19 protein-coding genes and 1 pseudogene are annotated in these 22,085 nt (G+C 61.2%); 9 read left to right on the top strand and 11 right to left on the bottom strand.

Features of this window, described 5'->3' with window-relative positions; all coding sequences use genetic code 11:
* Positions 1-231 precede the first annotated feature (231 nt).
* Both PV768_RS01670 and PV768_RS01665 read left to right on the top strand, forming a co-directional pair.
* Complete coding sequence (locus PV768_RS01670) at positions 232-975, top strand: hypothetical protein (protein ID WP_421092083.1); 744 nt, start codon at positions 232-234, stop codon at positions 973-975.
* A gap of 507 nt (positions 976-1,482) precedes the next feature.
* Positions 1,483-2,559, top strand: a complete 1,077-nt coding sequence (locus tag PV768_RS01665) for a methyltransferase (RefSeq protein ID WP_421092223.1) — start codon at positions 1,483-1,485, stop codon at positions 2,557-2,559.
* A gap of 233 nt (positions 2,560-2,792) precedes the next feature.
* Here the strand turns inward: PV768_RS01665 and PV768_RS01660 are convergent, their stop codons facing one another.
* The 4 genes from PV768_RS01660 to PV768_RS01645 all read right to left on the bottom strand — a co-directional run bounded on the left by PV768_RS01660 (position 2,793) and on the right by PV768_RS01645 (position 6,424).
* Positions 2,793-4,286, bottom strand: coding sequence for a PTS ascorbate transporter subunit IIC (locus PV768_RS01660; protein WP_421092082.1), 1,494 nt, complete (start codon positions 4,284-4,286; stop codon positions 2,793-2,795).
* 75 nt (positions 4,287-4,361) lie between these two features.
* Positions 4,362-4,634 carry a PTS sugar transporter subunit IIB gene (locus PV768_RS01655; RefSeq protein ID WP_157238861.1) on the bottom strand — a complete coding sequence of 91 codons (273 nt, stop codon included), beginning with the start codon at positions 4,632-4,634 and terminating at the stop codon, positions 4,362-4,364.
* A 40-nt stretch (positions 4,635-4,674) separates the two neighbouring features.
* Positions 4,675-5,133, bottom strand: coding sequence for a PTS sugar transporter subunit IIA (locus PV768_RS01650; protein WP_421092081.1), 459 nt, complete (start codon positions 5,131-5,133; stop codon positions 4,675-4,677).
* A gap of 112 nt (positions 5,134-5,245) precedes the next feature.
* On the bottom strand, positions 5,246-6,424 hold the full coding sequence (locus tag PV768_RS01645; protein WP_421092080.1) for an ROK family protein: 1,179 nt from the start codon (positions 6,422-6,424) through the stop codon (positions 5,246-5,248).
* Between the two features lie 175 nt (positions 6,425-6,599).
* Here PV768_RS01645 and PV768_RS01640 point away from each other — a divergent pair, with 175 nt between their 5' ends.
* Positions 6,600-6,833, top strand: a complete 234-nt coding sequence (locus tag PV768_RS01640) for a hypothetical protein (RefSeq protein ID WP_421092079.1) — start codon at positions 6,600-6,602, stop codon at positions 6,831-6,833.
* Between the two features lie 8 nt (positions 6,834-6,841).
* Here the strand turns inward: PV768_RS01640 and PV768_RS01635 are convergent, their stop codons facing one another.
* From PV768_RS01635 to PV768_RS01625, 3 genes are all read right to left on the bottom strand, one after another.
* Positions 6,842-7,303, bottom strand: a complete 462-nt coding sequence (locus PV768_RS01635) for a hypothetical protein (protein ID WP_421092078.1) — start codon at positions 7,301-7,303, stop codon at positions 6,842-6,844.
* A gap of 87 nt (positions 7,304-7,390) precedes the next feature.
* Positions 7,391-8,356 carry an Ltp family lipoprotein gene (locus PV768_RS01630; protein ID WP_421092077.1) on the bottom strand — a complete coding sequence of 322 codons (966 nt, stop codon included), beginning with the start codon at positions 8,354-8,356 and terminating at the stop codon, positions 7,391-7,393.
* Positions 8,357-8,633: 277 nt separating this feature from the next.
* Positions 8,634-9,401, bottom strand: coding sequence for a FadR/GntR family transcriptional regulator (locus tag PV768_RS01625; RefSeq protein ID WP_421092076.1), 768 nt, complete (start codon positions 9,399-9,401; stop codon positions 8,634-8,636).
* Between the two features lie 96 nt (positions 9,402-9,497).
* Between PV768_RS01625 and PV768_RS01620 the strand changes: the two genes are divergently transcribed.
* The 4 genes and pseudogenes from PV768_RS01620 to PV768_RS01605 all read left to right on the top strand — a co-directional run bounded on the left by PV768_RS01620 (position 9,498) and on the right by PV768_RS01605 (position 14,295).
* Positions 9,498-10,376: a carbon-nitrogen hydrolase family protein gene (locus PV768_RS01620; RefSeq protein ID WP_421092075.1), complete on the top strand. Its 879-nt coding sequence runs from the start codon at positions 9,498-9,500 to the stop codon at positions 10,374-10,376.
* 9 nt (positions 10,377-10,385) lie between these two features.
* On the top strand, positions 10,386-11,735 hold the full coding sequence (locus PV768_RS01615; protein WP_421092074.1) for an APC family permease: 1,350 nt from the start codon (positions 10,386-10,388) through the stop codon (positions 11,733-11,735).
* 47 nt (positions 11,736-11,782) lie between these two features.
* Positions 11,783-12,562: a carbon-nitrogen hydrolase family protein gene (locus PV768_RS01610; RefSeq protein WP_421092073.1), complete on the top strand. Its 780-nt coding sequence runs from the start codon at positions 11,783-11,785 to the stop codon at positions 12,560-12,562.
* Between the two features lie 690 nt (positions 12,563-13,252).
* Positions 13,253-14,295: pseudogene (locus tag PV768_RS01605) on the top strand (amino acid permease).
* A 314-nt stretch (positions 14,296-14,609) separates the two neighbouring features.
* On the opposite strand, the gene PV768_RS01600 reads toward PV768_RS01605, so the two are convergent.
* From PV768_RS01600 to PV768_RS01590, 3 genes are all read right to left on the bottom strand, one after another.
* Complete coding sequence (locus PV768_RS01600) at positions 14,610-14,960, bottom strand: hypothetical protein (RefSeq protein ID WP_421092072.1); 351 nt, start codon at positions 14,958-14,960, stop codon at positions 14,610-14,612.
* A gap of 776 nt (positions 14,961-15,736) precedes the next feature.
* Positions 15,737-16,354: a hypothetical protein gene (locus PV768_RS01595; protein ID WP_421092071.1), complete on the bottom strand. Its 618-nt coding sequence runs from the start codon at positions 16,352-16,354 to the stop codon at positions 15,737-15,739.
* Positions 16,351-17,400 carry a DUF262 domain-containing protein gene (locus PV768_RS01590; protein WP_421092070.1) on the bottom strand — a complete coding sequence of 350 codons (1,050 nt, stop codon included), beginning with the start codon at positions 17,398-17,400 and terminating at the stop codon, positions 16,351-16,353. Before PV768_RS01590 ends, PV768_RS01595 begins: the two co-directional genes overlap by 4 nt.
* 298 nt (positions 17,401-17,698) lie before the next feature.
* Here PV768_RS01590 and PV768_RS01585 point away from each other — a divergent pair, with 298 nt between their 5' ends.
* Positions 17,699-17,875 (top strand): hypothetical protein, encoded by a 177-nt coding sequence (locus tag PV768_RS01585; RefSeq protein WP_421092069.1) that lies wholly within the window; start codon positions 17,699-17,701, stop codon positions 17,873-17,875.
* A gap of 95 nt (positions 17,876-17,970) precedes the next feature.
* Positions 17,971-20,094, top strand: a complete 2,124-nt coding sequence (locus tag PV768_RS01580) for an AAA family ATPase (RefSeq protein WP_421092068.1) — start codon at positions 17,971-17,973, stop codon at positions 20,092-20,094.
* A 58-nt stretch (positions 20,095-20,152) separates the two neighbouring features.
* Here PV768_RS01580 and PV768_RS01575 read toward each other — a convergent pair whose 3' ends face one another.
* Positions 20,153-21,841 carry an NERD domain-containing protein gene (locus PV768_RS01575; protein ID WP_421092067.1) on the bottom strand — a complete coding sequence of 563 codons (1,689 nt, stop codon included), beginning with the start codon at positions 21,839-21,841 and terminating at the stop codon, positions 20,153-20,155.
* Positions 21,842-22,085: the final 244 nt, after the last annotated feature.

The following is a 22,085-nucleotide window of genomic DNA, read 5'->3' as shown; positions in this document are numbered from 1 at the left end:
GCCTCGCGTTGGGTGTCGGGAGGAGGGGATCCGGCGGGAAGCCGACGTTGCCCGGTTTGGTCGCCGCGGGCGTGTCGGATTAGTAATCGAATGAATGTCGAAGCCGCGTAACTTGGAAGTGTGTGCGCCCGTCAAGTTTTTGAATAGCTGCTCAGCGTGTTGCCATTCCGTTGCAGGGTAATGGTTTACTCTCACGACAACATTGCCGCGCTGTGTCGAGGGAGAACGTACTTGGAAGTTTCATCCACCGCGTCCAGCTCAATTGTGGGAAGACTGCTGGAAGAAATTTCGTGGGAGAAAGCCCGAGACTATCGGGCGGGCGGGCAAGGACGTGAAAATGTCCTCACGGCAGAAGTGCTTGTGGGGTTGGATTTCTTGCCTAGAACGGAATTCCTCGGAGCCGTCATCCGGGCGGCGCAAGGCGCCGAGGAGGTCAGGAACAAGCTGGCTGCGGAAGTCGAGGATCTGCAGATGGACTTTCTGCCGGGCGACTTTAGCGTCGGTTCAGGTGGCGGCACCACGAAATTGGTTGTCCAGCCCGATGCAATCTTTGAGACTCCGGGCACGTACACGCTTGTCGAAGCGAAGCGAATTAGGTACGGCAGTTTTCAGCCCGAACAACTTGCTCGGGAATACGTAACACTTGCGTCCAAAGCCGGTTCTGCTGCGCCCGTGCTCTTCCTTTTGGGCGTTAGGCCGCCGGTTCGTGTCAAAGGGAATGGGCAACTTGAACTTACCGAAGCGGTGGGCAAATTCCTCGGCCCCGTCCTTGAACGTGTTGCCGACCCGGCGCTTCTTTCCGAAGCGGAGCTGATGGCACGCCTTCCGGAAGTCTTCTGCTGGATATCCTGGCCAGAATTGGATCGGTGCATTCATGAGGCGGCGAGCAATTATGCGGCTGGCCATCCTTCTGGCGATGCTTCGGTCCAACGCATCGCTTCATTTGTCCGAAATGCAGTCGCCTGGCATGCGTAAGTTCCTCGGATAAGGACGCGCCCCGGATTCACGGACTTCAGCCCCGGCCTCAACTGGGCGGGGCGAGTTTCACATTGCGTCAGCCCCATAAACATCGTCCGGTGCAGGATGGCCACGTGCTTCCGGGAACCGCACCATCATGCTGGTTGCCCTGACTCCATCGCCTTGCAGATAGGCGGGGAGCTTGCCGTCGGTCTGGCCCCGGATGAGCGACGGAGGCCAAAGCACACCTGTATCCTGAGTATCTAGTTCAAGGGCCCCGGCGGCCATCGACCAAGCCCGGCGCGCAGCCGGATGAGGGGTCTGGAAGCTGGGCCGCAGCCTTGGACGTCGTCGAACCGCCGCCGCAATCGTCACCCCGGCCGGCTCCCGGATTTTCAGAATGGATCCTTCATCAGCATTGACCCACCAGTACCCGCGGTAATCCCGACGCCGGTCCCCAATCCCGTGCGCGCTGCTGCGGCCGATGAGCCTGCCGCTGTGATCTGGGCTGAGGCCGGGACCAGCATGACCGCGCGCTGGCGGTCGGCGAACGGCAGGCCGGCGCCGACGCGGGTCGAAGTGGTGGACGATTCCCTTACGGCCGATGAGGCGTACCGGATGGCGTCACAGGGGATCGCGATGCTCTGGCGCGGTGACTTCCATAACGGGCGGCAGCTCCTTAACGCCCTGGACCGGCGGGTAGGCGGCGGTAAGAAAGGGACCGCCGGAACCGGTGCCGAGAGGTTCTACCGGCACCGCCAGGCCGCCTCGCACCGTGCACGCATTCTCGGTCTGCTGCTGATTCCCCTTGATCCGGGCCCGGTGGTGCCGCTGCGCCGCGCCCCGGACATCCGGGAGGCCGCAGCCGAGGCGTACGGTGACATAACCGAACCGTCCGTGGTGTCCCTGCATGAGCTGGTCGGGGCCGTGGGCGCCCACGAGTGGCGACGGAACGGCGTCTACGTCGATGCCATGCAGGGCCGCATCCACCCGCACTACGGCACGTTCTTCCCCACCCGGAGCGAGTATGTGGATCTCGTGGCGGCCGCCGCGCTGCCCTCTGAGACGCTGGCGTTCGACGTCGGAACCGGCACCGGGGTGCTCGCTGCCGTCCTCGCCCGCCGCGGCGTCCGCCGCGTGGTGGCGACGGACAATGAGCCGCGCGCCGTCGCCTGCGCCGGGGAGAATTTCCGGAACCTCGGTGTCGCGGACCGCGCCGAGGCGGTCCTGACCGACATGTTCCCGCCGGGCCGCGCGCCGCTGATCGTGTGCAACCCGCCCTGGATCCCGGCCACACCGCATTCCAGCCTGGACAGCGCGGTCTACGACCCCGGGAGCAGGATGCTGTTCCGCTTCCTGAACGGACTGCCCGACCATCTGGAGCCGGGCGGTGAGGGCTGGCTTGTCCTCTCCGACCTGGCCGAGCACCTTGGCCTGCGCTCGCGTGAGGATCTGCTGGCCGCCATCGAGGCTGCAGGGCTGAAGGTGGTGGAGCGGCTCGACACCAAGCCAACGCACCCGAAGGCATCGGACCGCGACGATCCCCTGTTCGAGGCGCGCGCGGCCGAGGTCACGTCCCTGTGGCGGCTGGTTCGCCGCTAGCCTCGCAGATAGTCCCGGGACAATCAGGCGTGGCCGGCGGACCTGGCCAGCGGCCGCCGTCGGACGTTACGCCTGCGGCGGCGGGGGACCAAGTGTTTGCCGGTGCTCGTCGGCTGATCCAGGGGCTGCGAGCCGTTTGCGGGTTCACGTCGTACTGAGGGCGCGTCCGGCGTTGGCCGGACGCGCCCTCAGGGGTTGCGCGAATCTCACTTCGAATGGTTCCGGGACACCCGTTATGCAGTGGTACTTTCCTGCTTAGCTTTGGCCTTTTCGCTTTCCTGGGCCTCGGCGAGCCAGGCATCACGCCTCCCGCCAGGGACCCATCCGGTATCGACAACCCGCCGTTGGAAGACGATGGCGGCTGCAACGAGGATGGTAGCGATAAGAATGGCAAGGACGGCGCCAAGTGCTGGGCCGCCGGTCAGGCTAACGCCGATGAGGGTGCCGAACCAGCCGAAATCGGCGTCACCGAAGGTGCTGTTTGCGAGCCCGAACTGGCCCAGGACGAGCAACAGGACGGCGGGCAGGATGGTGATGATGATGCCGTTCACGAAGCCGCCGAGCATGGCTCCCCGGCGCCCGCCTGTTGCGTTGCCGTACACGCCGGCGCCGCCGCCGGTAAAGAAGTGTGGCACCATTCCGGGAAGGATCAGGGCCAGGCCGAAGGCGGGGTTCAGCCAGAGAGCAAGGATGCCGAGGGCGATCAGGCCGCCGGTGAAGGAGCTCAGGAAGCCGATGAGCACGGCGTTGGCGCCGAACGGGAAAACGATGGGGATGTCAAGGGCGGCTTTGGCTCCGGGGACGACCTTGGCTGCAATGCCCTGGAAGGCGGGAACGAGCTCGCCCAGCACTGTCCGCACACCATAGAGGATCACGGCCACGCCGACGCCGAACAGCAGCGCCTGTTCGAAGCCCGCCATGAGGAAGGCTCCCGCGTCTGGGGCGTCAAAGATTGCCAGCGCGTCGGCAAGCGGGAGGGCGATCAGACCCCAGATGGCGAAAACCATGTAAATGAGGACCATGGACAGCGACGTGGCCACCATGGAGTCGCGGAGGAACTTCAGCCCCTGCGGGAACTGGATGTCTTCGGCTGACTTGCTGCGCTTGCCCGCGGCCTGTCCGACTGCGCCCGCTGCGATGTAACCCAAAGAACCGAAATGGCCGATTGCGATGGTGTCATTGCCAGTGATCTTCTTCGTCCACGGGTGCAGGAATGCTGGCATGACCACCATGATCACGCCAAGCAGAACTGCCCCGAGGAGAACCACTAGCCAGTCAAGGCCCTGCCCCAGACCAACGGACAGAATAACGGTGAGCATGGTGGCCATGAACACCATGTGGTGACCGGTCAGGAAGACGTACTTCAACGGAGTGAAGCGCGCCAGTACCAGCATGATGAGAAAGCCAAGCGTCAGGACGTATGCGCTCTGGGCGCCGAACTGTTCCTGGGCCATTGCGGTAATGACCTCGTTCGTCGGGATGACACCCTGGGCGCCGGTAACGGTGAGGATCAGTTGACCGAGGGGATCAAGTGATCCGGTAACGACGGTGGCGCCCACGCCAAGGATGAAGAAGCCCAAGGTTGCCTTGAGCGCACCTCCGATGACCTGGCCCGAGTTGCGCCGCAATGCGATTAGGCCTGCTGCGGTAATGATGCCGATCAGGTACGCGGGCACATTGAGAATCTGCTGCCCTATGAAATTCAGTACTACTACGAGCCAGTCCATGCCGTAGGCACTCCCTTATTGCTGAAATGTTGGTTGGTCTTGTGGTGTTGCAGGTGGAGGTACCACCGGCATTGACTATCGAACAGCGGCAGACAGTTTTTTATGGATCTCATCGAGGTCAAAGAAGTTTTCGATAACGATGACCTCTGCGGGGACATCGCCGATTTCAGGTGCGAGCTCCTCGGAAGTAAGCACGATCTGCGCCGTCTGGGCGGCGCCGCGGGCAACTCCAATGTCAGCGGCCTCAATATCGGCATCGATGCCGAGATCCTGGAGAACTTTTTCTGCGTTCATTTTCAAAAGCACTGATGTCCCAATGCCCATTCCGCATACAGCGACGATCTTCATGGTTCGTTGCCTTTCAATTCAGGGGTGATGTTGGAGTTGCTTATTTCGGTGAGGCGGCGCGTGCCAGGAGGGAGCGAACTTCTTCCGGACTCGCCGCGGCGTCAAGGCCACTGCGGGTGGCCGGATTCGAAAGGATTCCGGCGACTGCCCTGAGGACTTCGATGTGGGCAGTGTGGTCAAGGGCTGCGAGGCCTATGACCAGGGAGACGGGGTCGTTGGATTTGTGCCCGAACTCCACAGGGGAGGCCAGGCTGACCCAGCTGAGCCCTCCCTTTTTGACGGATTCGGAGGGGCGTGCGTGGGCGAGGGCGACTCCGGGGGCAATGACGATGTAGGGGCCGTGCTCTTCGACGGCCGCGATCATCTGTTCCGTGTAGTCCTCTGTGGTGACTCCGCCTGCCACCAGGCCATCTCCGGCACAGCGGATGGCCTCCCTCCAGTCGGAAGCGGGCACATTGGTGGTGATGGATGAGAGTTCTTCAGCGAGGTTTAAAGCCACGGGGATCCTTCAGGTAACGGATCACATCACGACGATGTGAGATATATCACCGTAGCAAGGATTGGTGGCTTAAGTCTATTAGTAGACCAAAGTATTTTGGTTGGCGGTCTTCCTAGCCGGATGCCAGGACAAGAGAGTTGGCTCCGCTGTGGGTAAGCCGGCTGATCCTGTCGGGCGCGAAGAGTGTGTCCTGCGCAAGCAGCGATGCTCCGGTCAGGCCGGCCACATCTCCAAGGCCGGAGCGTTCGACGACGAGCTCCCGGGTGGCGAATTCACGCGCACCGGCGAAGATAGCCTCGCGGATGGGTGTGAGGAAGGGTTCGCCCGCTGCGGCGAGACTTCCGCCGATAATGACGGCCTCGGGATTGATCAGTCCAACGATGTCGGCCAGCGTCTGGCCAAGGGCGGTTCCCGTTTCCTCAAGGAGGGTCAGGGTTCGGTGGTCCCCGTTGTTCGCGAGCTCAACAATGTCCGCTCCTGTCCTGACTTTGTAGCCGCGGGCCACTAGTTCGGCGCGTATCACCGCTCCGCTGGCTACGGTTTCGAGCCGTTGGAGGCGGCCGCCACCGATTCGGGGCCGGCTCAGGTCGCCGGCTCCTCCGCGCGCGCCGCGGTACACGGCCCCGTCCAGCACAAACCCCAGCCCGATCCCGATGCCGGCTTTCACGCCCACGATGTCCCGGTATCCCACCCTGCCCCGCCTTGCTTCCGCTAGGGCCATGGTGTTTACGTCCCGGTCAACTGCCAGGACGGCATGTCCATATCTGCTCAAGAAGTAGTCGCGGACAGCCACGCCGTCCCATTGCTTATCGACCTGCGGTGATGCCAGGCATCCGGTTGTGACATCCACGGGGCCGGGGACGCCGACGCCGATCCCCACGACGTCAGCCCTGGTCTTCCCCAGGCGGAGCAGCATGTGGTCGAAAACCTGGCCTGCCCATTCGAAAATCTCAGCAGGCCCCTGGCTTGGCCCGATGTCTGCCTCGTCAACGCTGAGGATGGTGGAGACAAGGTCCGTGATGGCCACCATGCTGTGTGAACCGCTGATATCAAGGGCCAGAAGCACGCCAGAATCCGGCTTGACCGCAAACGTTTCGGGTGGGCGTCCGCCGCGGGAGTCCAGTTGACCTACGCTCATGATGATGGAGGCGTTCAGTAGCTCTTCCAGCCGCCGGGCAAGGGTGATTCGCGACCACCCCAGCCGCTCCAGAAGGTCATTCCTGGTCGTCGCCTGGCCGGACCTGATCAGGTCCAGGACAACGCCCGATCCTGTCGAAAGTGATTGTGCCATTCCAACCTCTCGTTTGGTCGCCACGCAGGAATCCGAGCGGATACCGTTTATGCATACTAGTAACCGAAAGTCTACCGTGAGTCAGGACACCTGGCCGTAGTCTGGGGGCCGTGCCTGTGCACGGAGAGCGGCATTGTCCCGTGGTGGAATCTGCATGGAAGGCGGTAGGCGGGACTTGTCGGCAGCAGCACGCCTTACGGCCGGAAGTACGACGGCGGAGGCGGGCCGGGAGGGCGCTGTCAGGGACATCTCCGGTGCAGAGGGCGGCCACGAGCGCGATGTGGTCGTGGTTGGACTTGTGGAGCTTCTCGATGGGGTAGGGGAGGAAGTGGTCGTAGAGTTGGCCCGGTTTGCGGGTTCAGAGCCCACGAGGGGCGCGTCCGGCTTTGGCCGGGCGCGCCCCTCGTGAGACAGAAGCTATTTGGTTACGTGCACTACCACTGCCTTCTCGACGGCTTGTTCCGCTCCTGCGTTGTCGATTCCAGTAACCGTCCAGTTGCTGAGCAACAGCACGGTCTTTCCGGTGTCAGAGTTATAGACGATCTTTTTGAAGCCAAGCGCGGTCAATTCATCGTCGAGTGCTTCCGCATTCATTCCAGCGGCGTTGGCCGGGATCACGGCGGTCGCTGGTGCAGCAGGAGCCGGTGCCGGGGCCGCCACAACGGCAGGAGCAACAGGTTCGGCTTTGACCGTGGCGGTCGCCGTCACTGTTGCCGTTGCAGTAACGGTTGCCGTGGCCGTTTGGGTAACGGTATGCGTGACGGTTGGATCTGCTTGCGGGGATCCCGCGCAGCTTGAAAGGGCCAAGCACAGGAGCGCGCCGCTGGCCAGTGTTGTCGTGAGTTTCAAACCTAATTTCCCCTCGAAATGTATTGGCAAATCTGGATGCCCCGTTGCGGCTCGCTGTCCAGTTCGGCACCGAAGCCTCTCGCGGCGCCGCGATGGGACGGATTGTCTTTGGACCAGCTAGAGGCCGGTGGTGCTGGCTCCATATTCGGCCTGCTCCGGCGTATAGCCCTCAAAGAGCAACTGGTCGACCAGCCCGGACCGCGAGAAGGATGTGAACTTCAAGTAATCCTTGGCCTTCTTTGCTGCCTGCTCGTTGTAGTCAATCGTCATGTGGTCCACGGCCCAGGTTGCATCATCGACGGAGAACTTCTCGAACACCAGCTGATCGATCAGGCCGGACCGCGAGAAGGCGGTGAACTTGAGGTAGTCGCCGGCTTTCCGCTGGGCACTCTGCTGGCTGATGGTCCCTTTCTTGGCGGCGGCTTCGGCCTCGGCCGCAGCCTTCGCAGCAGCCGCGTCAGCGGCAGCCTGAGCTTTGGCGGCAGCATCGGCTTCGGCTTTTGCCTTAGCCGCTGCATCCGCCTCAGCCTTGGCTTTTGCAGCGGCCTCAGCTTCGGCCGCTGCAACAGCGGGGTCCTTTGTGGGAGCTGGAGTGGCAGACGCGGTCTGAGCTGCAGTGACGACCTTGGGAGAGGAGGCGGCGGGCGCTGACGAAGGTGCAGAGCCCGCGCGGGCCGAGTTGACGACGATGCTGAGGAGAATGACAACGCCGGTGACGATCAGGGCCACCTTCTTGTGCCTGTCATAACCTTCCAGCGGAAGCCCCCGCTTATCGCGTGTCTTGTTAGCCAGTAACAAGATGAGGTCAATCAATGCCCAGATGCCGAGCCCACCAAAAGTGACGAGCTTCAGGATGCCGGTTCCCACCTTGCCAAGGTAGAAGCGGTCAACGCCGAAGACGCCAAGGAGCAGCGAGAGCAGCCAGGTCGCCAGGAACGACTTGTTGCTTACCGGCGGTTGACCATAGCCGTAGTTCGGAGGATAGGGGGCGGTGTAGGGTTGCTGGCTCATGAGAGTCCTTCCATAGGACACCTGACCGACGTGCGATAAAAAGCGTGCGGGGTTGGGTGCGGTGATGGACACACATGGAGGAAATCCAGCGTGGAGCGTGGACCGCAGAAGCGGTACACCGAGCCAGCCGACAGAAACAACATTTTCGCTTCCCCCAATAGCGTCAAAGTCATTTCATTAGATCTGAGAAAATGCCGCCTTTTTTGGTTTCTGGGAGAAAACTGCGCGAATCCTGATTATTAGTCGCGAATCTTGACGATTTATTGATGCTTTTTTGGGCCCTCATTCCAAGCCTTGGTTGGAAATTCGTACGTCGATGGTCGACTGATAGTGGCCATCGCAGCCACTATCAGTCCGAGATCGTGGCTGAGGGTTCGCCCTGAGCTAGGCCCATAAACATCGTCCGGTGCAGGATGTCCACGTGCTTCCTGGCAACTTCCACGGCGTCCTGGACATCTCCGGCGCGGAGGGCTGCCACCAGGGCGACGTGGTCCTGGTTGGATTTGTGCAGCTTCTCGATGGGGTAGGGGATGAAGTAGTCGTAGAGCTCGGCGAGCGTCTCGTGATAGACCTCGACGGCGGAGTCCAGGCATGATGCAGTGCCCACCAGCTGATGGAACTGCTCGTCCATCCGGTGGTAGTAGGACCAGTCAGTCGACTCCGCCATTTCCTGGGTCAGCCGTTCCAACTCGTCTAGCTGCTCGGCTGTGGCATTGACCGCCGCGTAGTGGGTGACCGCGCACTCAAACAAAAGCCTCCGGTCCACCAGCCGGTTCACCGCCTGGGACTCGGCCGGCGACGCCGACAGGGAAGCCAAAACATCCGTAGGCGGCGCCTCCGCCACAAACGTTCCCCCGGCCCGCCCGCGCCGGCGAACCACCACGCCCTGCTCCGCCAGGCTCGCCAGCGCGCGGCGGGCAGTGATCGGGCTGACCGACAAACCCAGCGCAACATCCTCCTGGTCGGGCAGCCGTTCACCCGGTTTCAGCAGCCCCAGAGAAATCGCCATCCCGATCCGCATCCGCACAGCATCCATCGCACTGCGGCGCTCCATCCCAGGCATCCTGCCGGCGCCGAGGGGCGGGGGCTCGACGGTGTCCTCCAGCTGACGGGTCATATCCGCTACTTTACGGCCCACGCCGGCCCCCTTCCCTTTATTGGATCATTCTGATCTAATATAACCCGGATCACACCCCAACGCGGAGAAAAACCCATGCAACGCATCCTTCCCCTCATCGCCGCCCAGGCCCGGCCGCGGCTCATCGGCGAGCCCGTCTCAGCCTTCGCCGATGAGGTCAAAGCAGCACTCGAGGTGCAACCGCACAGCAAGCTGGTGGTCTTCCCCGAGCTGCACCTCTTCGGCGACCAAAACCCCGACCTGCAAAGAACCGAAATGCTCCAGGCGAGCGCCGAGCCCCTGGACGGCCCACGGGTCAAAGAGCTCAAACTGTTGGCCAAGGACCTCAACATCTGGCTGGTCCCCGGCAGCGTCTGCGAACGCGGCCCGGAAGGCCAGCTGTTCAACACCCAGCTGGTCCTGTCCCCGGACGGGGAGCTCGCCGGCTACTACCGGAAGATCTTCCCCTGGCGCCCGTTCGAGCCCTACGATCCCGGCGACAGGTTCACCACCGTGGACCTGCCCCGCATCGGCAGGGTGGGCCTGAACATCTGCTACGACGCCTGGTACCCGGAGGTGTCCCGCCAGCTCGCCTGGATGGGCGCCGAGGTGATCCTCAACGTCGTCAAAACCACCACCCCGGACCGCAAGCAGGAACTGATCCTCGCGAAGGCCAACGCCATCGTGAACCAGGTCTTTATGGTCAGCGTCAACTGCGCCGGCCCCACCGGCCAGGGCAAGAGCATCATCGTGGACCCGGAGGGCAACACCCTCGCCGAGGCCCCGGACGACGCACCCCGGCTGCTCACCGCGGAACTGGACCTGGCCGCCGTCGACCGCGTCCGCACGCACGGCACGGAGAACCTCAACCGCCCCTGGTCGCAGTTCCGCGAGGGGGAGCCCGCCGTCGAACTTTCCGTCTACCAAGGCCGGATCAACCCGGCCACCTGGACACCGCCGTCCTACAAGCCCTAAGGAAACATCGTGACAACCACCCTTACCCGCACGCTGAAGCTGCCCTCGCTGGTCCTGTTCGGGCTGGCGTACCTGACCCCGATCATCGTCCTGGGGATCTTCGGCATCATCGCCGAAACCACCGGCGGTGCCGCGCCCGCCGCGTACCTCGTGGCGCTCGTGGCCATGCTGTTCACCGCGCACAGCTACGGCCGGATGGCCATCGCCTACCCCGTGGCCGGCTCCGCCTACACCTACGTCCGCCGCTCCATCGATTCCCGGGTGGGGTTCCTGGTGGGCTGGGCCGTGCTGCTGGACTACCTCTTCCTGCCCATGGTCATCTGGCTCATCGGCGGCTCGTACCTGAGCGCCCAGTTCCCCGGCATCCCCATCGGCGTCTGGATCGTGGGCTTCATCGTCATCACCACGCTGCTGAACATCCTGGGCATCAAGGTGGCGGACAAGGCCAACTACGTGCTGATGGCCTTCCAGCTGCTGGTCCTCGTGTTCTTCGTGGCGCTGGCCATCGGCAGCGTCGTGTCCGCCAACGGCGCCGGGGGACTGGCCAGCGGGCAGCCGTTCTTCAACGACACCGCCAGCTTCGCCACCATCTCCGCCGGCGCCGCCATCGCCGCGTACTCGTTCCTCGGGTTCGACGCCGTCACCACCCTCACCGAGGAAACCATCAACCCGCGCCGGACCGTGCCGCGCGCCATCATGCTCGTGGCCCTGATCGGCGGCGGCATCTTCGTAGCGGTCTCCTACGTGACCCAGCTGGTGCACCCCGGCGGCGTGTTCGAGGACTCGGCGTCCGCTGCCAGCTCAATCGCACTGCAGATCGGCGGGCAGCTGTTCGGCGCCGTGTTCCTGGCCGGCCTGGTGGTGGCGCAGTTCGCCTCCGGCCTCGCCGCGCAGGCCAGCGCGTCCCGCCTGCTGTATGCGATGGGCCGCGATTCCGTCCTGCCCAAGGCCGTCTTTGGCCGGCTCAGCGAGAAGTTCCACACCCCGGTGGCGAACCTGGTGGTCACCGGCATTGTGGGCCTGATTGCGATCTTCCTGGACGTGGCGACGTCGACGTCGTTCATCAACTTTGGTGCCTTCACCGCCTTCACGCTGGTGAACGCCGCGGTGGTGTTCCACTATGTGCGCCAGCGCCGGGCCGGGCAGCAGCTGAACCCGGTGTCTTACGTGGTGGTCCCGGTGATCGGCGCGATCATCTGCGCCTACCTGCTCTCCCGGCTGGACAGCAACGCCATTACGCTGGGTGTGTCCTGGCTGGCGCTGGGCGTGGTGGTCCTGGCCCTGATCACCCGCGGCTTCAAGGCCTCGCCGCCGGAGATGACAGCCACTGAGAAGGCGACGGTCGAGGCGGCCGCCTGAGCCTGACAGTTTGTTGTGTGGCCGCCGGGCCGAGGGAAGGAACTGACGTGAGGATTGCGCTGGGCCAGCTGGAGTCGGGCGCCGATATCCGGGCCAACCTCGCCGTGATTGACCGGTTCACTGCCGAGGCAGCGCGCGGCGGCGCCGCGCTGGTCGCCTTCCCGGAGTATGCCACCTACGAGAAGAAGAAGGTGGACGCGACCTTCCCCGCGGTGGCTGAGCCGCTGGACGGGCCCGTCTGTAGGGAGCTTGCCGAGACCGCCCGCCGCCACCGCATTGCGCTGGTGGCGGGCGTGGTGGAAACCTCGGAGGATCCGGGGCGGGCGTACAACACGCTGGTGGCTTTCGGGCCCGACGGCGGCCGGCTGGCTTTCTACCGGAAGATTCACCTTTTCGACGCGCAGGGCTTTGGGGAGTCGACGTTCATCAGGCCGGGACCGTCCACCGAGCCTGTGGTGTTTGAGCACGGGGGAGTGCGGTTCGGTCTGATGACCTGCTACGACCTGCGGTTCCCGGAGCTGGCCAGGTCACTGGCCGACGCCGGCGCGCAGGTCCTGCTGGCCTGTTCGTCCTGGGTGCCGGGGGAGCACAAGACGGAGCAGTGGCTGGCGCTGAACGCGGCGCGGGCGATCGAGAACAGCGTGTACGTGGCGGGGGTGTGCCAGGCGCCGCCGGTGTCGGTGGGGCGGAGCGTGCTGGTGGATCCGATGGGGTTTGTTGAAGCCGATCTTGGATTGGAGCCCGGTGTGCGGATGGTGGAGGTTTCGCTGGAGACTGTGGGCCGGGCGCGGGAGTCGTTCCCGATGTTCCGGCAGCGGCGGCTGTAAGACTCCCGACTACTTCTAACATCCGCTAAGGGACGAGCCGTACGGTGCATTTGACGGATCATCGGGCCATCGCGACCGAGATGCATTCAAGGCTGGCGCTGAACAGCACGGTCACTTAGCGGAGTTCTTGCTGAGCGCACTCCAACAAAGACGCACAAACGCTCTAAGCGAAGCAGCGCCAATTGACGCAACCGCCAAACATGCGAGCGCAGGGCCATAAGCCTTCGTTCTTGACCATAGTTGTCATGGAACCGGCACCCACGCCACCCTCATCAGTTAGAGACACGGCAAGCCTCGCCGATGGGGTCGCCCATGGAGAACCTATGGAGAGGCGACACCATCTCGGCGCTGCGCTTTCTACTGAGCGTCTCCATTCGACCGCCTGGGGATGAACATGCTAACGTCGCCCCACCACGAAAAGGAGCATGAAGATGAGACACGAACCGACCAGCGGCTATGAAGACGCGAGCCTGAATTATCGGGTCACATGGAGGTCAGTAGATGAGGGCGGGAAGACCTATGAAAAGGTCTTTACCAGCAGGGATCAGGGATGGGACTTCTACCAAGACATGCAGAAGTCACCACATGCATATGCCGCCACTTGGGAACATATCCCCGCGTAGACATCGAGCCTCCTAAGGGGGCAGCCGCCGGAGTGACCTTATCGCCGGCACGCTCATCATCCTCGTGATGTGGGCCCTCGGTGAGATGGCCGCCGCCAACCCGGACAGCGGTGCTTTCTCCGTCTATACCGTCAAGGCCTACGGACCGGTGGCCGGTGCCACCGTCGGCTTGCTCTGATGGATCCAGGTCGTGGTGGTTATCGCGGCCGAGGGGCTCGGTGCGGCGGGCCTACTGGCCACCATCTTCCCCGCGCTGCCCGTGTGGCTGATAGCCTTCGTGTTCATCGTGGTGCTAACTGCCGTGAACCTGACCAGTGTCAAGAACTTCGGTGAGTTTGAGTTCTGGTTCGCCCTGCTCAAGGAGGCGGCAATCGTCGCGTTCCTGGCTGTGGGCGCTGCCCTGCTCTTCGGCTCGCTGCCCTGCTCTTCGGCTCGCTGCCGGGCGCGTCCAGTCGCCGGGCCTGTCCAACTTCATGGGCGACGGCTTTGCTCCGAGCGGTTTTGCCGGGATTGCTACGCACTGTTCGTGGTGGCGTTCGCATTCGGCGGCACCGAGATTGTGTCCGTGGCCGCAGCCGAGACCGCCGAGCCGGCCCGCAGTTAAAGAAAGCAGTCCGCACGGTGCTCTGGCGCACCCTGGTGTTCTACATCGGCGCCATCTTCATCATCGCGGCTGTGGTGCCCGTGGGTTCTGAAGGATTGAAGAGCCCGTTCGCCGCCGTGCTGGAGGCCGCCGGCATGCCCGGTGCGGCCACCGCCATCACCCTGGTAGCCGTCGCAGCGCTGCTCTCCGCGCTCAACGCGAACCTCTACGGTGTGTCCCGGATGGCGTACTCCCTCGCGGAGCGAGGTGAAGCACCCCGCCTGCTCGCTCGCGTGTCCAAGGCACGCGTCCCGGTGGTCGCCGTCCTGGCAAGCGTCGCCTTCGGCGTTGTCACGGTTGTGCTGGAGCTGGCTTTCCCCGAGATGGTCCTCGGCGTCCTGCTGAACATTGTGGGGTCGACCTGCCTGCTGGTGTGGACGTTCACGCTCCTCGCCCAGCTCGCGCTGCGTCTCCGCGCCGACCGCGAGAGGACAGAGCTACCCCTGCGCATGCCCGGCTTCCCGTGACTCACAGGCTTTGGCCTGCTCATCCTCGCGGTGATGTTCACGGTGGGCTTCATCGGCGAGGATTCCCGTCCCCAGCTCCTGAGCACCTTCGGTCTCGTGGCGCTTCTGGCAGTGGCGAACTGGGTCAATCACCGCAAGCGGGACGCTCGCTCCGTTGTTGAATTTCCAGAGCGGATAAGCAGCCTGTGCTGATCGACTGAGTTGGGCGCTTTGTACCACTTGGGTTCAGAACCGCACGAAGGGCACTTCCAACTTGGGTCGGAGGCGCCCTTTAGCCACTTACCCGCGCTGTGCTGCTCTGAACTGAGCCGACCTTAGTGCGTCCCCGCAGCGGTTCGCAGCCTCTGAATCAAAGCGTCCCGGATAAAGATGCCGTTTACGGTATTTCGTCGGAACCGCGTCTCTGAGGCGGCATGATCGCCCATGGATGCCAGTAACCGCATGGCCCGGAGCAGCTGGTCGTCCTCTCTCAGAAGGTTCAGCTCCTGAACCGCTAGTGAGTCGTCGAAACCCGAAAGGGCTTTCTGTATAGCCCTGTATGCTTGCGTTCGGCTTTTGCGTTCAATCAGCGGTGTGTGGAGATAGAACTTCCACTCATCATCGTCATCTTGGAGCCAAAAGGCAGCGTCCACGGGGACGCGACTCTTGTCCAGCCGTTCGAGCACTCTATTGCCCATTTCCTTGCTCAGTTCTACCAATGTTTTCGCACCCACTTCATGACGCCGTGGCGCCTATTACTCACTGCCGCGACGAGGTCCTCAGCGTCATTCTGGCCAATCAGCCGATAACGCGCTGTCTCGTCCCAGTCCTTTACGATGGCCCAGTTAATTGCCAGATTCCCGTCCAACTTCGTGTCACTGTCAAGTGCGACCTTGAGACCGGATAGGCCAACGAGCTTCAATAGGTCATGTGTGTAGGCATCCAACACCAGCTTCTTGTTGGGCATAGTGCTCGCTTGGAATTGCCGGACAAGGCAAGCCTTCAGCCCACATTCAACTGCATAGCCGGCCAAGTAATATGCTCCTGACCACTCCCTGGCTGACAGAAGCGCATTAGCTTCACGTAACCTCGCTCTCGCAACGGCCCGCCATTGTTCTCTGTGCATTTATCGTCCCTCCGTAGCCATCGTAAGTCACGCGCCTGGCGGAGATCGGAGCTGTCAGCCGTGGGCGCCGTTGGCTTCTCCCCTTTCCCGGCTGGTGACGCCAAACTATAGCGAAGTGCTTTCTATCTCTCGTTAGACAATGACGAGCGTTTCGGGGACCGGCTGAAAAGCGGAAGCCGAATGGGGCGCGGCCTCGTGAGCGTGAACCGACTTCCCGCGAACAACGGAACGTGCAGCGGCGAGGGCAAAGGCCTAACTACTTCGGCTTGGGTTTGACGTCGGCAGGCCTGAGATGAAGCTTGTAGGCCCGTGGCTCAGACCAAGCCCTATTCAGGCCTATGACGACCGGTTGGCGACACTCGCGATGATTGCTTGCACAACCTGCTCGCTGGTGCCGTAGAAAGTGTTCTGGCTTTGTACACCCCGTGCCATCAACATCTCGTAAGCCGTGATTCCGCTGGAAGGAGTTCCGGTCCAGCGCGAGTACAGTCCATCAAGTGCCGCTCGCGTTGTGGACGAAAGATGCGCGGTCGAGTTGCGGACGGTCTTCATTCCTTGCAGATGACTTTTCGCGCCAGCCAAGGGTGTCCTGAATGGTTCCCCGCCCAAAAAGTAGAGGTCGGCAAACTTAAGTACCGTGTCCGGGGTAGACCAATCGACGAAGCGTTGCGACCCAATCAGCATCCTTTGAGCATGCTCTAGCGAGGTTGGCTTGGCGAATCTCGACGGCCGCCATCGCGCTGTGCTCATCTTTCCGACTAAGTAGTGCGCAAAGCTGGCCTCTAAGAATTCTTCCAGAGTGATGAATAGATTGAGGAAACAGGCTTCGGATATCAACGTTCTTTCTGAAATGGATCGTTCGTACTGCCCGTTATTAGCAAGAGTATGTGCGGCCTTCAAATGAGAACTTGTTTCCGAAATTCGCTGTAGGCTATTGGCGAAAATGATTTTCACGGTTTCAAAGCGAGCTTGACAAGGTATTCGGTACGCCGTTTGCGAACCGATGCGTCAGTCGTCGCCCTGCGACTATCGTTGAGGAACTGCCTGTCAGCATTAGTGAGGCCTGATGAATCTGTTTCTGCAAAAACATCCTCGACATGGTCAAGTCGGTTGCGTACGCGGTTCAAGTTTTCCGAGCTGATATCCCCACGGGGTGTGTCACAAGCGGGCAGCCCGTAAAGCATATGATAGACGGCTGTGAAAAGACTGTAATAGAGGTGGACACGTCTGAACTCGCTGTGCTCTAGCCCGTCGGGATATATTTTAGTTATCATCGCGAGCGTCAGGTGAAACTTTTTGGCTAGGTCGTTGGGATCGAACTGAAAATCTTTCTCGTACTGGGCGTAGTATGCACGGAGCTGTTTCTTGCTTTGGATTCCATCACATATGGCAATTAAGAGATCGGCAGCCAACGCTACGTCGGCCATCCTGACCACTTGAGGTTCGCGAAGGATTTTGTTCTTGATCCAGTACTCAAAGTTATCGTGGGCGAGGGCATCGGCAAGCTTTTTGAACTCGCCAAAGTGACTGGCGTTGATCTTTTCCTGGTCATTCAGGACCACAGCATGTGAGTTTAAGCGGCTGAAGATATCGAGAACTTCTGCATCAGTTAGATTGACAAGTAAGTCAGTGGAGATTTCGTAGCCGAGGAGTTCCATCTGTTTTTCTTGGGGTAGTTCGCTGAAAAATAGACCGCCGAACTCGGCGTTGTGACCCGGACGGATCATGAATCCGTCGCGGACGAACGAAAGAATCGTTCGTAGTCGCTGCTGCCCGTCTACTACCTCGCGTATGCTACGCCCAGTGGCAGGATCAATTATCTGACGAATGAATACCTTAGGAATTGGGAGGCCGCGAATTATGGTGTCCATCAGATACGACCGAGCAGTCTCACTCCAGACATCGCGACGCTGGAAGCGTGGCGAAAGGATCAACTGGCGGGAATCATCCCACTCTCGGTAATCCCCGACGCTATATACGCGCGAATCAAAGCTTTTCATAACCATCCTGTTGTTGAGGCTGCACTAACACTATCTAGAAAGTAGCCATAGGTGGGGGCAGCCCCGGCATCCGCATCGGCGTCTGGATCGTGGGCTTCATTGTGATCACCACGCGGCTGAACATCCTGGCCATCGGCAGCGGGGTGTCGCAATGGTGCCGGGGGACTGGCCAGCGCGCAGCCGTTTTTCAACAGCACCGCCAGCTTCTCCGCCGGGACGGCCATCGCCGCGTACTCGTTCCCGGGAATTCGACGCCGTCAACACGCTCACCGAGGAAACCGTCAGCTCGCGGAGAACCGTGCCGCGAGCCATCATTCTGGTGGCGCTGATCGGCGGCGGCATCTTCGTGGCGGTGTCCTACGTGACCCAGCTGGTCCACCCCGGCGGAGTGTTCGAGGACTCGGCCTCCGCGGCCAGCTCCATCACCCTGCGCTGCTTTCCAGTCCCTCGCCTGCTCATCGAGCTGCCGGTTTAGACCCTTCCGCTGCTCTGCCAGTTGCAGGTCGGCCATCTACATGTCCGCTAGCGTGGCGTCCTTGCGGACGAACAAGTTCTTGTCAGACTGTATGGATGAATCCGGAAAACCTACTTCGGGCGCGGTCCGCCCTCATCGGCCTGCGTTCCAATGCCGGCCCGCTTGATAACGTCGCAGTTGCCTTTGGTTCCGGCGTTACTGCTCTTTATGGTCAAAATGGTGCCGGTAAAACTTGGATTTTAGATTCCCTTCGACGTGCCCTTCGTGGACGTTATAGGGGAATAAACCAGCTTATTTGTCAGCTTGAGCACGATACCGGAGTCTATGAGTGGGTAATGGAGCATCTGGCCGACGAGGTGCACGAGTCCTGGTATCGCTCCAAGTCGACGCCAGGAGCAGGTGCTGCCTTGCTTCGTGGTGCCATCAAAAACTGGTTCATCCGCGGCGGGCGATACTTTAAGCCCTACGAGGAGGTGGAGGAAATCGAGCCCGACCTCATCGAGGATTTGGTGCTTGCCCGATCAATTGCGCTAATTCCTGTAGGCGACAACGCCGCTGAATGGGACGTTTGGCTTTGCCTTCCTCGTGATGTACCAGCGGGTACTAGGGAGGTTGCTGCTTACCAGTCAGCGGTCGAGGTTGCAGAAGGCTTCGCACAGAAAATTGCTGACGGAAACGATACTTGGCGCGAAGACGATGAATTAAGCGATGAGGAATATGGCCTCAGGGAGCAAGCAGAAGAAAAACTATACGATGAGCTAAGTCTTCTTGAATGGGAATACATACATCGTCCGATAGCTGGACTTGTTTGGGAATACCGTTCATTGGCGATGCCAGATGACGTTCGGAGGATGCTAGATCCGATCATAAGAGATGACTTGCCCATTCCCATGGTCAAACTGTTTTCCGCCCGGAGCATTCCCTTTGTGCTGGAGGATGATGATGACGAGGCGGACATAGATTCTCTTACCCGTGCCGCATTCGCTAAGCACTTTGAGGTTGAGCTCCTATCGGCTGGAAGCTCTCTATCCCTCTCCACCGACATGCAGCAATGGGTCAGTGAACGTGCTCAGTCGGCCAATGAAACATATTCCTTACTTCTTCAAGATGCTCCGCAACTCACACTGGAGCTGCGACCGCTGGGGCAGTGGGTGCGTGACAGTCCATTGCACTGGTGCGTTAAGTACGGGGCCTACGGACATACAAAGGTGCCTGTGAGTGAGTTATCTCGAGCAGAGAGCCGATGGGCACGTGTCGCTGTGCGTCGGGCTCTCGACCTCACTGGGGCGGTAAGCGTCATCGTTATGGATGAACCAGAAGCAGCACTTCACCGAGCCGCGGAACGACAGATGGCCAAAGGTCTTAGCGAGTTGACGAGCGTTGGTCTGCAGGTCATTGTTGCGACACATTCGCCCGAAGTACTTGATGCTCGGACCACCGAATGCCTTCATGTCTCCAATACCAATGGCAAAACCAGTGTGGGCTTTATGCCACCGCTGGGCTCGGAAACGCTTTCGGCGCTAGGACTTTCGCCTTCCGACCTATTGGGTCTCTACCGAATATTCCTGCTCGTTGAGGGGGCTCACGATGAGATTGTGATTCGGGCACTCTGCGGTGAGCTACTCGACAATGAGCGAATTAAAATCGTACCAATGCGCGGCGGACGGAAGCTTCCGGGCACCGTCGAGAGCCAGCTTCTTTTTGACCTCAGCGACGCTCACCTTGTTGCGGTGCTAGATGACGTCCGGTCGCAGGAGATCGAGGACGCGTGGCTTGAAGCACAGACGCGCTACCTTGCCAGCGGTTCTGAGGATGCCATTGATTTCCTCTCGCAGGCTTTCAAACAACGGAAGGGAGACGAATATGGATGGCTCGTGCAATGGCTGAGCCGGGCATTGGCTAAGGGGGTACATTCGAGAGTCGAACCACATGGGTTCACTGCCCGTGACATCATCGAGTACTTACCGGTTGAACAACTCGTTCCGGGCGCGCACAAAACATGGAGTGACCTGCGCCGGGAACACGAATCAGCTGTACAGAGTCTCGATAGGAGTAAAGGACTTCATGATTTCAAACGCTGGCTGACTCAAAGTTACGGTGCTGATATTTCACTCACGAACGTGGAACGGGCGGCAAAGTCTGTACAAGTTATTCCAGAAGAGTTCCTGCATTTTGGATACCGGCTTCGGGAAATTGGTGCACGTCCGTGCAAGAGGTGATTTTACTTGACTCTGGTTTTGACCGTCATAAGCTGCTGTGAGTGCCACTGACGTGCCGCTAAACCTCCTTTAGCACCGGTTTCCACGTCTGGCTGCGTGACAGCGCGAGCTTGAGTTCGCGGCCGCCTGCCTCCTCCAGCAGCCCAAAATCACCTACAACAACCAGCAGGCTCCGGGCCCGCGACAACCCGACGTATAGCTGTTCTCGGGCCCTGCCCATGTCCTTGAAACCGTTGACGCACAGGACAACCACGGAACGTTCCAGACCTTTGAAGCCCAAAACATGCCCGTAGAACTCCGCTTCTTTGGCGTGGAATTCCCGCCAGTACTCCTCGGTGGCTTCCCGCTCAAAATAGTCCAAGTGGATGGGGTGCCGGTCCTTGGTGGTGAGGAGCGCGATTTGGTTGTTGGCCCAGCCTTCCTCGATCAGAGTTACTACACAGTCGTCGGCGACGCCGAGCGCTTCCTCTGTGGGGCAGCCCACGAAACGCACGGGCAGGCCGGTGCTGCCGCGCGGCGTGAAATGCTCGCCAGCTAAGGGCCTGAAGGACTCGGCGATCTTGCGGGTGTTGCGGAGGTTGTCGTCGATGTGGATGGGCACCAGCGTGGCCATCGGGCCATTGGTGAGGTCCGCCGTCGCGCCTTCCCAGCGCTGGTAGACGTCCTGCCGGTCATCCATGAAGGCGTACACCTCGGCCGCAGAGGGATCCGTGGTGCACGCGAGCAGCGCTTCCCACCAAAGAGGCGCGAAGTCCTGTGCCTCGTCGACGACCACGGCGTCCAACCGGTCCTTCGGGTCCACATCAGCCGCGAGTTCCTTGAGGAGGCGGGGCATCTCGATGTCGAAGTAATCCTGCCCCTTGCCGTCGGGGACGCCCAGCCCGCGCGCGTATTCGTGAAACTCGCCCGTGAACACCGGCCTAGCCTGGCGCCGCCATGATTCAACACGGTCCTGAAGGTACTGCCCAAGGCCCTTGTTGTAGCAGAACAGACCTACGCGCTTGCCCTGCTTGCTGAGCATCCGGGCCTTTTCGACGGCGAGCCAGGTTTTTCCGCTACCCGCGCCGCCGGTGAAGCGGATCCTTGGGAGTGAGCGGGTTGCTTGCAGCAGTACGGACTGGCGCTCCGTGAGATAGTCCTGGGTTGCTTCGTCCTCCTGGAACGTGGTGGCAGGCACGACGGCGGGGTCCAGGTTTCCGCCCAGCTTGCGAACGATCCGCTCGAGGAATGCCGGGGCCAGCGGGGCGGCCCCGCCGCCTTCGTTTTCGATGGCCTGGCGCACGAGCTCGGCCGGCGACTTGCTGTCCGTCTGATCGAGGATGAGCGACCGGGGGCAACCGGCCATGGTCCATCCGCGCGGCACATCGGTATATGGCAGGCTGACCATATAGACGCAGCGGCTGCTCACGCGTGTACCGAGTTGGTCTTCCAGCCAGTTCTTGAGCGCGTGGAAGGAACTCTGGGACTGCGCCACAGGGCTTTGGATCTTGCGCTTTTGGCTCCGGTCCGACTGGTACCACTGGCTGTCGACGATGCTGATCTGGCCGCCCTTGACCTCGATCGCAGCCATGCCCACATTGGGCCAGAGCACCAGAAGGTCAATCTCGTATTCGTTCCGGCCGTCGCGAATGTGGACCGAGTGGGCCACCACGCAATCATCAGGGAGACTCTTCTTCAGAGCTGTCCAGACGGCCTTCTCCGCCACCTGTCCCTCACTGAACTCCGGTTTGTCCGGAATGCACCTCATTGCCGCCCCCATCTTGATGAACCGGCCGCCCGGTTTCGCGCTGATCCAACGGTAGCTGGGCGCGGGCGATGAACCATGGCGACACGAACGGTGTTTGCTCAGTGCCTTCCGTCGTGGACGGTGGCACTGGACAGTTCGATTAAGCCGTCTTTACAGTTGCAGCTAACTTAGGAATTGCTGAACCTGGAAGCAGGCGACTTGGTGAACCGATCACCGGCTCATCCCGTCCCAACCGAGCCTAATC

Origin of the sequence: Pseudarthrobacter sp. CC4 (assembly GCF_048957775.1) — a bacterium.
Classification (GTDB): Bacteria; Actinomycetota; Actinomycetes; order Actinomycetales; family Micrococcaceae; genus Arthrobacter.
The sequence above is the reverse complement of the archived record's forward strand: the minus strand, read 5'-3'. Positions and strand labels throughout refer to the sequence as shown.

Excerpts from the sequence above, each read along its gene's own strand:
- PV768_RS01665 (WP_421092223.1), top strand. The coding sequence starts at position 1,483 with ATGACCGCGCGCTGGCGGTCGGCGAACGGCAGGCCGGCGCCGACGCGG.
- PV768_RS01660 (WP_421092082.1), bottom strand. The coding sequence starts at position 4,286 with ATGGACTGGCTCGTAGTAGTACTGAATTTCATAGGGCAGCAGATTCTC.
- PV768_RS01655 (WP_157238861.1), bottom strand. The coding sequence starts at position 4,634 with ATGAAGATCGTCGCTGTATGCGGAATGGGCATTGGGACATCAGTGCTT.
- PV768_RS01645 (WP_421092080.1), bottom strand. The coding sequence starts at position 6,424 with ATGGCACAATCACTTTCGACAGGATCGGGCGTTGTCCTGGACCTGATC.
- PV768_RS01625 (WP_421092076.1), bottom strand. The coding sequence starts at position 9,401 with ATGACCCGTCAGCTGGAGGACACCGTCGAGCCCCCGCCCCTCGGCGCC.
- PV768_RS01620 (WP_421092075.1), top strand. The coding sequence starts at position 9,498 with ATGCAACGCATCCTTCCCCTCATCGCCGCCCAGGCCCGGCCGCGGCTC.
- PV768_RS01590 (WP_421092070.1), bottom strand. The coding sequence starts at position 17,400 with ATGAAAAGCTTTGATTCGCGCGTATATAGCGTCGGGGATTACCGAGAG.
- PV768_RS01580 (WP_421092068.1), top strand. The coding sequence starts at position 17,971 with ATGAATCCGGAAAACCTACTTCGGGCGCGGTCCGCCCTCATCGGCCTG.
- PV768_RS01575 (WP_421092067.1), bottom strand. The coding sequence starts at position 21,841 with ATGAGGTGCATTCCGGACAAACCGGAGTTCAGTGAGGGACAGGTGGCG.